The 13,957-nt window shown below is 57.7% G+C and carries 13 protein-coding genes; 9 read left to right on the top strand and 4 right to left on the bottom strand.

From position 1 onward, the window contains the following. Nucleotides 1-44 precede the first annotated feature (44 nt). From yebS to WFO70_RS03140, 5 genes are all read left to right on the top strand, one after another. Nucleotides 45-1,328, top strand: coding sequence for a membrane integrity lipid transport subunit YebS (gene yebS / locus WFO70_RS03160; protein WP_337014626.1), 1,284 nt, complete (start codon nt 45-47; stop codon nt 1,326-1,328). Further along, nucleotides 1,297-3,930 (top strand): PqiB family protein, encoded by a 2,634-nt coding sequence (locus WFO70_RS03155; RefSeq protein WP_337014625.1) that lies wholly within the window; start codon nt 1,297-1,299, stop codon nt 3,928-3,930. Before yebS ends, WFO70_RS03155 begins: the two co-directional genes overlap by 32 nt. Nucleotides 3,931-4,006: 76 nt before the next feature. Continuing rightward, nucleotides 4,007-5,449 carry a 16S rRNA (cytosine(1407)-C(5))-methyltransferase RsmF gene (gene rsmF, locus WFO70_RS03150; RefSeq protein WP_337014624.1) on the top strand — a complete coding sequence of 481 codons (1,443 nt, stop codon included), beginning with the start codon at nt 4,007-4,009 and terminating at the stop codon, nt 5,447-5,449. A gap of 104 nt (nt 5,450-5,553) precedes the next feature. Next, complete coding sequence (locus WFO70_RS03145) at nt 5,554-5,793, top strand: YebV family protein (protein WP_337014623.1); 240 nt, start codon at nt 5,554-5,556, stop codon at nt 5,791-5,793. Between the two features lie 103 nt (nt 5,794-5,896). Then, on the top strand, nt 5,897-6,088 hold the full coding sequence (locus tag WFO70_RS03140) for a YebW family protein (protein ID WP_337016581.1): 192 nt from the start codon (nt 5,897-5,899) through the stop codon (nt 6,086-6,088). Here WFO70_RS03140 and pphA read toward each other — a convergent pair whose 3' ends face one another. Further along, nucleotides 6,089-6,733, bottom strand: a complete 645-nt coding sequence (pphA, locus tag WFO70_RS03135; protein WP_337014622.1) for a protein-serine/threonine phosphatase — start codon at nt 6,731-6,733, stop codon at nt 6,089-6,091. 165 nt (nt 6,734-6,898) lie between these two features. Between pphA and WFO70_RS03130 the strand changes: the two genes are divergently transcribed. Further along, nucleotides 6,899-7,846 carry a VirK/YbjX family protein gene (locus WFO70_RS03130; protein ID WP_337014621.1) on the top strand — a complete coding sequence of 316 codons (948 nt, stop codon included), beginning with the start codon at nt 6,899-6,901 and terminating at the stop codon, nt 7,844-7,846. Between the two features lie 635 nt (nt 7,847-8,481). Then, complete coding sequence (locus WFO70_RS03125) at nt 8,482-11,076, top strand: hypothetical protein (protein WP_337014620.1); 2,595 nt, start codon at nt 8,482-8,484, stop codon at nt 11,074-11,076. Between the two features lie 125 nt (nt 11,077-11,201). On the opposite strand, the gene WFO70_RS03120 is transcribed toward WFO70_RS03125, so the two are convergent. Genes WFO70_RS03120 through yobA form a run of 3 tightly spaced genes read right to left on the bottom strand, consistent with a single transcriptional unit; the run spans nt 11,202 to nt 12,803 of the window. Beyond that, on the bottom strand, nt 11,202-11,540 hold the full coding sequence (locus WFO70_RS03120; protein ID WP_337014619.1) for a YebY family protein: 339 nt from the start codon (nt 11,538-11,540) through the stop codon (nt 11,202-11,204). Between the two features lie 14 nt (nt 11,541-11,554). Beyond that, complete coding sequence (copD, locus tag WFO70_RS03115) at nt 11,555-12,427, bottom strand: copper homeostasis membrane protein CopD (RefSeq protein WP_337014618.1); 873 nt, start codon at nt 12,425-12,427, stop codon at nt 11,555-11,557. Nucleotide 12,428: 1 nt separating this feature from the next. Continuing rightward, nucleotides 12,429-12,803, bottom strand: a complete 375-nt coding sequence (gene yobA / locus WFO70_RS03110) for a CopC domain-containing protein YobA (protein WP_337014617.1) — start codon at nt 12,801-12,803, stop codon at nt 12,429-12,431. A 136-nt stretch (nt 12,804-12,939) separates the two neighbouring features. Here yobA and WFO70_RS03105 point away from each other — a divergent pair, with 136 nt between their 5' ends. Continuing rightward, nucleotides 12,940-13,170, top strand: a complete 231-nt coding sequence (locus WFO70_RS03105; protein ID WP_337014616.1) for a DNA polymerase III subunit theta — start codon at nt 12,940-12,942, stop codon at nt 13,168-13,170. A 107-nt stretch (nt 13,171-13,277) separates the two neighbouring features. Further along, nucleotides 13,278-13,934, top strand: coding sequence for a carbon-nitrogen hydrolase family protein (locus tag WFO70_RS03100; RefSeq protein ID WP_337014615.1), 657 nt, complete (start codon nt 13,278-13,280; stop codon nt 13,932-13,934). Nucleotides 13,935-13,957: the final 23 nt, after the last annotated feature.

The raw sequence follows: 13,957 nt of genomic DNA, 5'->3' as shown, positions 1-13,957 counted from the left end.
CATGAGTTAAGATAACTATTAACTATCCTTTTTTAGCGCGACCGATGGCTCTTAAAACACCAAAAATAACACCGGCGAAAAAGATTACTGTGCATGCGGTCGGCGATGCGCTGCCCCGTGCACATTATCAGCGTTGCCCACAATGCGATATGCTTTTTACGTTGCCAAAGATGAAATCATACCAAAGTGCTTTCTGCCCGCGCTGCAACGCAAAAATCCGTGATGGACGCGACTGGTCCCTGACCCGACTGGCCGCGATGGCCGTCACCATGATGCTGCTGATGCCCTTTGCCTGGAGCGAGCCGCTGCTCAGCTTGCACCTGTTAGGCGTGCGTATCGACGCCAACCTGCTGCAGGGGATCTGGCAGATGTCGCGCCAGGGTGACCCCCTCACCGCCTCGATGGTGCTGTTCTGTACCGTGGGCGCGCCGGTGGTGCTGGTGGCCGCCATCGCCTACCTGTGGTTTGGCAATATTCTGGGGATGAACCTGCGTCCGGTGCTCCTGATGCTGGAGAGGCTCAAAGAGTGGGTGATGCTGGATATCTACCTGGTCGGGATCGTCGTCGCCTCAATCAAGGTGCAGGATTACGCCTGGCTGCAGCCCGGCAGTGGCCTGTTTGCCTTTATCGCACTGGTGATCCTGAGCATTCTCACCCTGATCCACCTGAACGTGGAGCAGCTCTGGGAGCGGTTTTACCCCCAGCGCCCCGCCACCCGCTACAATACCGATTTACGGGCCTGTCTGGGCTGTCACTATACCGGGCTGCCCGACGCGCGCGGACGCTGCCCGCGCTGCCATATTCCGCTGCGCCTGCGCCGCCACAATAGCCTGCAAAAGTGCTGGGCGGCGCTGATCGCCTCGCTGATATTGCTGTTACCGGCCAACCTGCTGCCCATCTCGGTGATTTACGTCAACGGGTCGCGCCAGGAAGATACCATTATGTCGGGCATCATCTCGCTGGCGCAGAGCAATATTGCCGTCGCCGCCGTGGTGTTCATCGCCAGTATCCTGGTGCCCTTTACCAAAGTGGTGGTGATGTTTACGCTGCTCGTCAGTATTCATTTCAAATGTGAACAAGGGCTGAGAACCCGCATACTGCTGTTGCGTTTCGTTACCTGGATTGGCCGTTGGTCAATGCTGGATCTGTTTGTTATTTCGTTGATGATGTCGCTGATCAATCGCGATCAGCTCCTTGCTTTTACTATGGGACCCGCAGCGCTTTATTTCGGCTCTGCGGTGATATTGACTATTCTTGCAGTGGAATGGCTGGATAGCCGCTTACTTTGGGATGCACATGAGTCAGGAAACGCCAGCTTCGCCGACTGAAGCGCGAGTTAAAACAAAACGCCGTATCTCCCCTTTCTGGTTACTGCCGGTTATCGCTCTGATGATCGCCGGCTGGTTAATCTGGACCAGTTATGAAGATCGCGGTAGTACCATTACCATTGATTTCCAGAGCGCCGACGGCATCGTTGCGGGCCGTACGCCCGTGCGTTTCCAGGGGGTTGAGGTGGGCACCGTTCAGGATATCTCCCTGGACAAGAGCCTGAATAAGATTGAGGTTCGCGCCAGCATCAAGTCCGACATGAAGGACGCCCTGCGGGAAGAGACCCAGTTCTGGCTGGTGACGCCTAAAGCCTCCCTGGCGGGGGTGTCCGGGCTGGATGCGCTGGTCGGCGGTAACTACATCGGCATGATGCCGGGCAAAGGTGAGCCACAGGATCACTTCACCGCCCTGGATACGCAGCCGAAGTACCGACTCAACAACGGCGATCTGATGATTCATCTTCATGCGCCGGACCTGGGATCGCTGAACAGCGGGTCGCTGGTCTATTTCCGCAAGATCCCTGTCGGTCGCGTCTATGACTACGCCATCACTCCTAACAAGCAGGGGGTGACCATCGACGTGCTGATCGAACGGCGCTTCACCTCGCTGGTGAAAAAAGGCAGCCGCTTCTGGAATGTCTCCGGCGTTGATGCTGACCTGAGCCTGAGCGGAGCCAAAGTGAAGCTGGAAAGCCTCGCGGCGCTGGTCAATGGCGCTATCGCCTTCGACTCGCCAGAGGGATCTGAGCCTGCCACCCAGGAAGACGATTTCGGCCTGTACAAAGATCTGGCCCACAGCCAGCGCGGGGTGATCGTCAAGCTGACCCTCCCCTCTGCGGATGGTCTGAAGGCCGACTCCACGCCGCTGATGTATCAGGGGCTCCAGGTGGGGCAGCTCACCAAAATGACCCTCAACCCTGGCGGTCTGGTGACCGGGGAAATGACCGTTGACCCGAGCGTGGTCGATCTGCTGCGGGAAAAAACGCGCATCGAAATGCGCAGCCCTAAACTGTCGCTCAGCAACCCCAGCGTCAGCAGTCTGCTCACCGGCAGTACCTTTGAGCTGATCCCCGGCGGCGGCGAACCGGTCGACCACTTCACCATCGCCCCGGCCGATAAGGCGCTGTTACAGAAACCTGGCGTCCTGACCGTGAGCCTTAGCGCCCCGGAAAGCTACGGTATCGACGCCGGTCAGCCGCTGATCCTGCACGGCGTGCAGATTGGCCAGGTGCTCGAGCGCACCCTGTCCAGCAAAGGAGTCACCTTTGAGGTGGCGATCGATCCGCAGTATCGCGAGCTGGTGCATGGCGACAGCAAGTTCGTGGTCAACAGTCGGGTGGATGTCAAAGTCGGGCTCGACGGCGTCGAGTTCCTCGCGGCCAGCGCCAGCGAGTGGATCAGCGGCGGGATCCGCATCCTGCCGGGTGAGAAAGGCGCCATGCGCGACAGCTATCCGCTGTATGCCAACCTGGACAAAGCCCTGGAAAACAGCCTGAGCGATCTGCCGACCACCACCCTCACGCTGGTGGCCGACACCCTGCCAGACGTGCAGGCGGGATCGGTGGTGCTGTATCGCAAATTCGAAGTGGGTGAAGTGATCCTCGTGCGTCCGCGCGCGAACGCCTTTGATATCGAACTGCATATCAAACCGGAATACCGCAAGCTGCTCACCAGCAACAGCGTGTTCTGGGCCGAAGGGGGAGCCAAAGTGCAGCTGAACGGCAGCGGGCTGACGGTGCAGGCCTCCCCGCTCTCCCGCGCCCTGCGCGGTGCCATCAGCTTTGACAACCTGAGCGGTGCCAGCGCCAGTCAGCGTAAGGGCGACAAGCGGATCCTCTATCCTTCTGAAACTGCTGCCCGTGCGGTCGGGGGTCAGATCACCCTGCACGCCTTCGATGCGGGCAAGCTCGCCGAAGGGATGCCGGTGCGCTATCTGGGGATCGATATTGGTCAGGTCCAGAGCCTGAAGCTGATTACTGCGCGCAATGAGGTGCAGGCCACGGCGGTACTCTATCCGGAGTATGTCGACAACTTCGCCCGCAACGGCACCCGTTTCTCGGTGATCACCCCGCAGATTTCTGCCGCAGGGGTGGAGCATCTGGATACCATCCTTCAGCCTTATATCAACGTCGAGCCCGGACAGGGCAAACCGCGCCGCGACTTTGAGCTGCAGGAGGCCACCATTACCGACTCACGCTATCTCGATGGCCTGAGCATCGTGGTGGAGGTGCCGGATGCAGCCTCGCTCGATATCGGTACGCCGGTGCTGTTCCGCGGCATGGAAGTGGGTACGGTGACCGGCCTGTCGCTGGGGACGCTCTCGGACCGGGTGATGGTAGCCCTGCGCATCAGCGATCGTTATCAGCATCTGGTGCGTAACAACTCCGTCTTCTGGCTGGCTTCCGGCTACTCGCTCGATTTCGGCCTGACCGGCGGGGTGGTGAAAACCGGGACCTTCAATCAGTTTATCCGCGGGGGTATCGCCTTTGCGACGCCACCGGGCACGCCGCTGGCACCAAAATCTCAGCCCGGCAAGCACTTCCTGTTGCAGGAGAGCGAGCCGAAAGAGTGGCGTACCTGGGGAACCGCCCTGCCACGTTAATGCCTGCGCTCCGGTGCAACCCACCGGAGCCTTTGTGATACACTGCGCGCCTCTTTTTACTCCCTGTGGTGCGCTCGTGTCTCAACGTCCCGTCTATCTGCCAGATGAATTTCTGGCGCAAATGCGCCAGGCTCTGCCTGACCCTCTCGCTCTCGATGCGTTTATCGCCGCCTGCCAGCGCCCGCTGCGCCGCAGCCTGCGCGTCAACACTCTGAAAATCAGCGTGGCGGATTTTCTCACGCTGGTCGCGCCTTATGGCTGGCAGCTTACGCCGGTTCCGTGGTGTGAAGAGGGGTTCTGGATCGAACGTGACGACGAAGAGGCCCTGCCGCTGGGCAGTACCGCCGAGCACCTCAGCGGGCTGTTTTATATTCAGGAAGCCAGCTCCATGCTGCCGGTTGCCGCGCTCTTTGCCGACGACAATATGCCCGCCCGCGTGATGGACGTGGCGGCAGCGCCGGGCTCCAAAACCACCCAAATCGCCGCACGAATGAATAACCAGGGCGCGATCCTCGCCAATGAGTTTTCCGCCAGCCGCGTCAAAGTGTTGCATGCCAACATCAGCCGCTGCGGGATCCGCAACGTGGCGTTAACCCATTTTGACGGTCGCGTGTTTGGTGCCGCCCTGCCGGAAGCCTTTGATGCGATCCTGCTGGATGCCCCCTGCTCCGGCGAAGGGGTGGTGCGCAAAGATCCCGACGCGCTGAAGAACTGGTCCGTGGCCAGCAATCTGGAGATCGCCGCCACCCAGCGCGAGCTGATCGACAGCGCCTTCCATGCCCTGCGCCCCGGCGGCACCCTGGTGTACTCCACCTGCACCCTCAACCGTGACGAGAACGAAGCGGTCTGTCTGTGGTTAAAAGAGCAGTATCCCGACGCCGTGGAGTTTCTGCCCCTGAATGCGCTGTTCGCCAGCGCCGATGATTGCGTTACCCCGGAAGGCTTTCTGCACGTCTTCCCGCATATCTACGACTGCGAAGGCTTCTTTGTGGCGCGGATGCGTAAAACCGCCGCTATTGCCCCCCTGCCCGCCCCGAAATTTAAAGTGGGTAATTTCCCGTTTACCCCGCTCAAAACCCGCGAAGCCGCGCAGCTCACCGCCGCGGCCAATCAGGTCGGTTTGCACTGGGACGACAGCCTGCGCCTGTGGCAGCGCGACAAAGAGGTGTGGTTATTCCCGACCGAAATTGAGCCGCTGATCGGTAAAGTGCGCTTCTCCCGTCTCGGTATCCGGTTGGCAGAAACTCACAACAAAGGGTATCGCTGGCAGCATGAAGCGGTGATCGCCCTCGCCGGTCAGGACAACACTTTTGCTTTAACCCAGCAGGAAGCGGAAGAGTGGTATCGCGGCCGCGACGTCTGGCCGCAGGAGAGCCCTGCCGGGGATGAGGCGGTGGTGACGTATCAGGGTTATCCCATTGGGCTGGCGAAAAAAGTGGGCTCACGTCTGAAGAACAGCTATCCACGTGAACTGGTTCGCGATGGGCGTCTGTTTACCGGTAACGGCGACGCCAGCTAAAAAAAGGCACTTTTTTACTGGCACATTTGCTCTCCTTTGACCAGGCTGAAAGATGGGCGGCCATACTGGTCGTACCAGACCACAGCATGATTCTGGAGAGCATTATGACGAAAACCAATGTGCGCATTGGCGCATTCGAAATCGATGATGCCGAGTTAAACGGCGATACGCAGGGCGAACGAACGTTAACCATCCCCTGCAAGTCTGACCCCGATCTGTGCATGCAGCTCGACGCCTGGGATGCCGATACCAGCGTTCCGGCCCTTCTCGATGGCGAACACTCTGTACTCTACCGTGAGCATTACGATCACAATTCCGACGCCTGGATCATGCGCCTTGCCTGATCCGGAGAGAACCCGCCCGCAGGCGGGTTATTTGTCTGTATTTTTCCCCTCCCCTGAATCATCCCCTACAATATTAATACGATAGTGAATGCTGAGGGGCATGATGTACGCACTGGTGCTGTTTATCTGTTATCTGGACGCGGGTTGCGAAGACCTTGTTGTGGACGTTTATCGCACCGAAATCCAGTGCGAGGCGTCGATGGACGATCAGCGGATCCGTCACGGCGGCTGCTATCCGGTAGAAGATTTCGTCGACGGCTTCTGGCGTCCTGCCCAGGAGTATGCCGACCTCTAGTCACTGTAGTTGCGCCAGAGTCAACGACCCGCCAAATACCGCCCCGGTGTCAATATAGTGCAGGTTCTGGCAATCAAACCGCGAGCTCAGCGGCGTATGGCCAAACCAGAAGTGATCGGCCCCGGCGATCCCCTCCTCATGCCCGTTCATTACGTCCCGCAGGCGATCCCTGTCCCACAGAACGCGCTGCTTCGCCACCGGTTTATCCCACTCATACTCCGGGGACGGGTAATCGGCATGGGCAATCACGTTCACACCGTTGGCGCAGGTTATTTCGATGATCCACGGCAGCGTTTCGCAACGCCTGAACAGCTCGAGAGCCTGCTGCCGCTGTTCGCCTTTTAATTCGGCAAACCAGACGCCGCCATTCATCAACCACAGCCCGAAGCTCTTATTATGCAGGGCATCCAGCGCCATCTGTTCATGATTGCCGCGCACCGCATAAAACCAGTTTTCATTTAATAACTGCAGGCATTTCACACTGTCCGGTCCGCGATCAATCAGGTCGCCGACACAAATAAGTAAATCCTCATACGGATTAATATGTCGCTGCTTTATTTCCGCCATAAGCATCTGATAACACCCGTGAAGATCGCTTACCACCCAGACGTGTCGCCAGTTGTGACCATCAAGTTTTAGATACATAGCCCCTCCTCAGGATCAGTATAGTCCCTGCAGATGTGCCACTGAGGATCGGAGTTTAATAACCTCAATCGTTATTAAACGAAGCGGAAATAAAGATTTAGCAACGGTTAAATGATTATCCGATGACCTTTAAGATAATTGCAGAATTATAACGAGGTCATCATCGTGTCAAATACTCTCCTGCCTGCTGAGGTGCCATACGCGCACCGTTCTTCCGTTATTTTTGCCCTGGCGAAAGGCGATATGACGCCCGGACCGCTGTGGCAGAAGCGCGATTACCGGCTGAAATTTTTCCTTCGCACCCTGCTGTTCTGGTCCTCCACCAATCGCATGCTGGAGACAATCTCCCGCCGGGATGATTTTTCAACTTTACTCAAGGCACAGCCAACGTTGCCGGTGAAAACCCAGCGTCAGTACCTCACTCGCGGGCTGACAGCCGGCGAGCGTGCGAAGGCGATCCTGCACCACTACGCCTGGGTTGATGCTCTGCCGGATAGCGGCCTGGCTCACCTCTTTACCAGTCCGACGCCGCTTCCGCTGCTGCAGTTCGCCACCAAAGAGGACGCCAGCTACACCATCTATGCCACCTCGGCGGTGAAAGCCGAACGCGAAGGCGAGACTACGCTCTGGTTACGCGCCGGGGATAATACCCTGCTGGCGAGCCTGACCTTCAGCGTCGTCGGGGAAAACGGGCGCAGCGCGCTGGTGATTGGTGGCTTACAGGGCCCGCGCCGGGATGTCGGACGAGAGACGATCAAAAACGCCACCCGCGCCTGTTATGGCCTGTTCCCGAAACGTATTCTGCTGGAAGCGGTCTTCAATCTGGCGAAGCAGTCAGGTATCAGCGCTCTTTACGGCGTCAGCGATGAGGGCCATGTCTTCCGCGCCCTGCGTTACCGCCTGAGCAAAGGCCGTCATCTGCACGCCAGCTATGATGAGTTCTGGGCTTCACTGGGCGGCAAGCAGGACAGTGCCTTTCGTTGGGCCCTGCCAACCGGCATGGAGCGTAAATCGCTGGAGAGCATTGCCAGTAAAAAACGCGCCGAATACCGCCGCCGTTTTCAGTTGCTGGATGAGATTGAGCAGGCCATTCACGCCCGGTTTTGCCGCTAATAGCTGCTTTCATCGGTAACAGGCAAAAATTTAACACAAGCGCTAAAAAGCGCTGGACTTCCGCCGGGCGTAGTGTGGTATGGTTTAACAAAGAACAGAGGATGTTACCTGTCTGTTAAAGTCCGCAACAGGAAAATGCGTTTACTTTCAACAGATAAAAAGAGACCGAATACGATTCCTGTATTCGGTCCAGGGAAATGGCTCTTGGGAGAGAGCCGTGCGCTAAAAGTTGGCATTAATGCAGGCTAAGTCGCCTTGCACTTTAAGAATAGATGACGACGCCAGGTTTTCCAGTCCGCAGCAAAAGTGGCCTGAAAAAAAGCGTGAACCTCTTCTTAAACACAAAAACCGCAACGCTTCCGAAGAGAAGCCTGCGGTTTTTTTATTGGAAGCGGGAGTGAGGCAGAGCCCGATTCATTTGCCTGATCTACCCGTTTTCTTGCCCTTCTCTTACGATCAATATTCCGTCCTGTTTCATACAAAACCTCGATATATCTCTTCAGATTTCTGTTCAAATCTAATGACAAAAACTTATCTAATGTCAATAAATGTAAGGAAAGGTCAACCTACTATGCGCCTCGCATCGATAACAGTGTATCTAAAATAGATACAGTAAAATTAATGAAGGTAGCAAAGTGTTTAAGAAAACAGCTGTCGCTGTAACGGTTTCTGTGTGCCTGGTCTCTGGCACAACATATGCGAGTAATGGTGAGTCCCTGACTCTGGCCAATCAGATACGTACCCGTCAGCAAGTGCTGGCCGGTGGCGATGCTGAAGTGAATGCCCAGATCGAAGCCGAAGCCACAGCCAAAGCGGCAGCCGCCGCCCGAGAAGGTGAAGCCCTGACTAAAGCCATTCAGCAGCGCACTCAGCCGCAAACGGATGCCCTGGCCGCAGCAAAAACTGAGGCCGCGCACGAGCATTTCGAAGCCCTTAAAGGCATTGCCCAGACCAAAGCAAATCAGCAACGTACACATCAGCAGGTACTGGCCGGTGCTGCTGCGAAAGTGAATGCTCAGATGCAGGCCGAAGCCTCAGCAGCACGCGAAGGCGAAGCCCTTACCAAAGCCAACCAGATGCGTACCCGTCAGCAGATTCTGGCCGGTGGTGCCGCGGAAGTAAATGCGCAGATCCAGGCCGAAGCCGCGGCAGCACGCGAAGGCGAAGCCCTGACCAAAGCCAACCAGATGCGTACCCGCCAGCAGGTTCTGGCCGGTGGTGCCGCGGAAGTGAATGCGCAGATCCAGGCCGAAGCCGCGGCAGCACGCGAAGGCGAAGCCCTTACCAAAACTAACCAGATGCGCACACAGGTGCAATCCGATGCACTGGCCGCAGCAAAAACCGAAGCCTCACACGAGCATTTCGAATCCCTGAAAGGCATCGCCCAGACCCGGGGCAACCAGCAGCGCGCGCAGGCGCAAACTGACGCCCTCGCCGCGGCAAAAACCGAGGCTTCACACGAACACTTCGAATCCCTGAAAGGCATCGCCCAGACCCGGGGCAACCAGCAGCGCGCGCAGGCGCAAGCTGATGCCCTCGCCGCAGCAAAAACCGAAGCTTCACACGAGCATTTCGAATCCCTGAAAGGCATCGCCCAGACCCGGGACAACCAGCAACGTAGTCAGGCACAGTCTGATGCCCTCGTCGCGGCAAAAACCGAAGCTTCACACGAGCACTTCGAAGCACTGAAAGGGATCGCCCAGACCCGGGACAACCAGCAACGTAGTCAGGCACAGTCCGATGCCCTCGCCGCAGCAAAAACCGAAGCCTCACACGAACATTTCGAAGCACTGAAAGGGATCGCCCAGACCCGGGACAACCAGCAGCGCACGCAGGCGCAAACTGACGCCCTCGCCGCGGCAAAAACCGAGGCTTCACACGAACACTTCGAATCCCTGAAAGGCATCGCCCAGACCCGGAGCAACCAGCAGCGCGCGCAGGCGCAAACTGATGCCCTCGCCGCGGCAAAAACCGAAGCCTCACACGAGCATTTCGAATCCCTGAAAGGCATCGCCCAGACCCGGGACAACCAGCAGCGCACGCAGGCGCAAACTGACGCCCTCGCCGCGGCAAAAACCGAAGCTTCACACGAACATTTTGAATCCCTGAAAGGGATCGCCCAGACCCGGGGCAACCAGCAGCGCGCACAGGCGCAAACTGATGCCCTCGCCGCGGCAAAAACCGAAGCTTCACACGAACATTTTGAAGCACTGAAAGGGATTGCCCAGACCCGAGCCTATCAGCAACGTAGTCAGGCACAGTCCGATGCCCTCGCCGCGGCAAAAACCGAAGCTTCACACGAGCATTTCGAAGCACTGAAAGGGATCGCTCAGACCCGGGACAACCAGCAGCGCGCACAGGTGCAAACTGACGCCCTCGCCGCGGCAAAAACCGAAGCCTCACACGAGCATTTCGAATCCCTGAAAGGGATCGCCCAGACCCGGGGCAACCAGCAGCGCGTGCAGGCGCAAACTGATGCCCTCGCCGCAGCAAAAGCAACGGCTGAAGGTCAGGCCCTGGCCGAAGCGAATCAGTTGCGTACCCAGGCACAGTCCGATGCCCTCGCCGCAGCAAAAGCAACAGCTGAAGGTCAGGCCCTTACTGAAGCGAATCAGTTGCGTACCCAGGCTCAGTCCGATGCCCTCGCCGCAGCAAAAGCCGCAGCTGAAGGTCAGGCCCTGGTCGAAGCGAACCAACTGCGTACCAGTGAGCAGATTACTGCGGGCACTTTAGCCGCAGAAAATGCACAGCTTCAGGCTCAAGCAGCACAAGTCGCCAGCCCTACTCCTCACCTCGATAGCCCTGATGTGGATGCTGAGCGCGCGGAAGCGATGAAACAGGCTATTTTGCAACACAGAGAAGTGCTTGCTCATGATGCGCGTTTCGCCGGAATGAACAGCCAACCTGCAATCAACGTTGCAGCCACAACCCTGAATCCTGATACCCCCGTCAGCGTCACGGTGAATGGCATCGAGCAAACCACCACGGCGGGTGTGCTGGCACAGTTCGATCCTCAGGTTCAGGTTTCTGTTCCACAGGTGTCGAGTTACTTCCAGAAGAAAGCGGTAAGAGGAGGCCAGAATCAGGGAGAGCGTTCTGCTTCAATTCATGGCGGTACCGGGAATGGCAGTAACAACGCGGCGAACAGCGCCAGTGCACACGGTTTAGGTGGCGGCGATCATATCGGCGGTGGATCGGCACAGAATGGCGGTTTCCACGGTAGCTGGTAATTGTTGGGCCTCACCCATGTAAAGCCATAGGGTGACGGCTAAATCATAAGTAATGATGTTAGCGTAAACAAAAACCGCAACGCTTCCGAAGAGAAGCCTGCGGTTTTTTTATTGGAAGCGAGAAACTAGCAGAGCGTATTAGCCCGCTCAATAAAGGGTGCCAGGCTCATCTTCTGCCCTGGATTTTTCGGGTCATCAACCTGGATAATCGAGATGGGCTGGCCGTTACTCTTACCGCTATCCACCTGCTGCTGCGCCACGTCGTTCAGCGGATACTGCACCAGCGTACTCGGGTTGATGGCATACAGCGCATGGCCCGGACGGCAGGTCAACATCACCTCTTCCCGGTTAAACGCCCACTTGTCTTTACCCACTTCAAACCGGCTAACGGTGATCACCTGCGGTGCTGCCAGCGCCGTGCCGGAACAGGCCAGCAATAAAAGAGAAAGTACGGTTTTTTTCATTGTGTTCCACCTCGTCAGAAGGGTTCCCAGGTCGCGAACAGGCTGACTGCCGCCAGAACCAGCGCCCCCAGCACAACCTCAGTCTGCGTCATCCTGATAAAATAACGTTGCTCACGTCCGTCGCCGGAACGAAATCGCGGCACCAGAACATACCGATTCACCAGCGCAATTACTACCATCATTGCCACCAGCGCACATTTCAACAACAGCAGTCGTCCCCAGGCTGAGTGCCACGGCACTCCCCAGCCCTGGATCAGCAGGGTATTGATCGCCCCGGTGAGTATCACGCCGGCCACCGCCAGATGACCGTAGCGCGAGAAGCGCATCATGGTGTAGATAGCCGCCTCCCGCCAGCGCCCGCGCGCAAGGCGCAGGCAAAACAGCAGCGGCAGTAAGCCACCCAGCCACACGGCGGCGCACAGCAGATGAAGAGCATGATTGCTGCGCTGCACCCGGCCCGCAAGGCCCTCATGCATCGCCGCATGTCCGGTTCCCGCCAGCAGAATAAACTGCGCGGCGGTAAATAACAGGATCAGCGGCACGGTTTTGCGCGGCTCCAGCCAGGCAATCCACAAGGTGATCAGCGCCAGGATTATCTGCCATAGCCAGATGCGGCCAAACTGGGTGGTGAGCACGGCAAGCCAGGTTGGCGCACTGATAACATCCTGCCAGCCATTACCCATCATCCCGCCCTGTAGCGCCAGCATAAGCAGCACCGAGAGCAGGCTGATAAGCGCGAGCTTCTTTTGCCGACGGCGAAAACGACGGGCAAGTAAACGCCGCAGGGAGACGGGTGCCAGCCAGGCGCCGTAGAGGGCGTTACCGAACAGCACCATCAGGGCGGCAAAATGGACAAAGCGCAGCGTGACGTAGCAGACCGCCAGCATATTACTTCACGCTAAAACGGTAGCTACCCTGGGTTTTGTGACCATCCACGGAGACCACGTGCCAGTCGACCTGATAAGTGCCTGCCGTCAGGGGTGACGCCATCGGCACGATCAGCTGGGTCGGGTCTTTCTCGTTGCGTTTTACCGCCCCGGTTTCCACCGACTGCTGTTTATCATCCTTAATCGACACGCCGCTAAACCGCGGTTCAATCCCCTCGGAGAAGTTGAGCGTCAGGGCCTGAGGTGCCGCGTCAACGGCAGCATCGGCCGCGGGGTATTGATGCTGCAAATGAGCATGAGCAAAAACAACCGGGGTTGTCAGCGTAGTCAGTACCAGAGTCAGCGTGCAGACAGCACGGGAAAGGCGCATCGCCATCACATACATTCCTTTTTGTTATGCCTGATTATCAGAGGATAACTCTGTATAATGATCCAGTCGAGGATCATCCTGCCCGGGCTTGTCAATACGCCGCCGTTTGGGTAACGTTGGCCCGCAAATGAAGGAGACGGTTATGAAGATTAATCTCGCCACCCTCCCCCAGGAGGAGATGGACAAAGTGAATGTGGATTTAGCCGCGGCGGGTGTGGCATTCAAAGAGCGCTACAATATGCCGGTCATCGCTGAGGTGGTGGAGCGGGAACAACCGGCGCACCTGCGCGACTGGTTTCGCGAGCGTCTGATTGCGCATCGTTTGACCTCTGTTAACCTTTCACGCCTGCCGTGGGAGCCAAAAGTTAAGTAACCTTACCCGCAGTTACAGTTCCTTACACAGATTATGCGAGGATAAAAAGCCCTGATATATTCAGGGGCTTTATGAATCTCTGCGACTCCGTGCATAAGGAAATCACGATGTCTCACTGGACTATTGCGGCTGCTCAGTACCAGCCGACCCATCATTGCGTGGATGAACATATCGCGCACCACCTGCGTTTTATCGCCGCCGCCGCGCGCCAGCAGTGCAATTTGCTGCTCTTTCCGGAACTCTCGTTAACCGGCCCGGTCTTACCTGACAGCCAACTTCCTGCCCCACCCGATCGCCAGCAGCTCGCGCCCCTGCATGATGCTGCGCAGGCATATCAACTTTCGATGATTGCCGGGATCACGGTGGATGACAACGGCCAGCGCCAGCGCGGGCTGGCGTGGTTTAGCCCGGATCAGCCTCAGGCCATTTTTTACCCGCATGATGCCGGTGTCTGTCTTGAGAGCCGACACGGCGGCCTGACCCTTGTGGATGCTCAGGCCGACCTGCCCGGTATCACGCCCACCGCCACGCTGTTTACCCGGGGCATGGCAATGAGTGAAGCCGAGCGGCCTGCCTCCTTTGCCCGGTTGCAGCGATTTGCCCACCGCTACGCGATTGCGGTCCTGGTGGCCAACCACGACGGCGGCAGCGCCCTGTGGGATGCTCGCGGGCAGTTAATCCTCCGCGCCGATCGTGGAGAAGTATTATTAACGGGGCGCTACGTTGAGCAGAGTTGGCAAGGTGAGATCATTCCATTACGCTAAACCTTTTACGGCCAGGAGAGAGC

It is taken from the genome of Leclercia sp. AS011, from assembly GCF_037152535.1.
Lineage (GTDB): Bacteria > Pseudomonadota > Gammaproteobacteria > Enterobacterales > Enterobacteriaceae > Enterobacter.
This window is presented reverse-complemented; position numbering and strand designations above follow the sequence as displayed.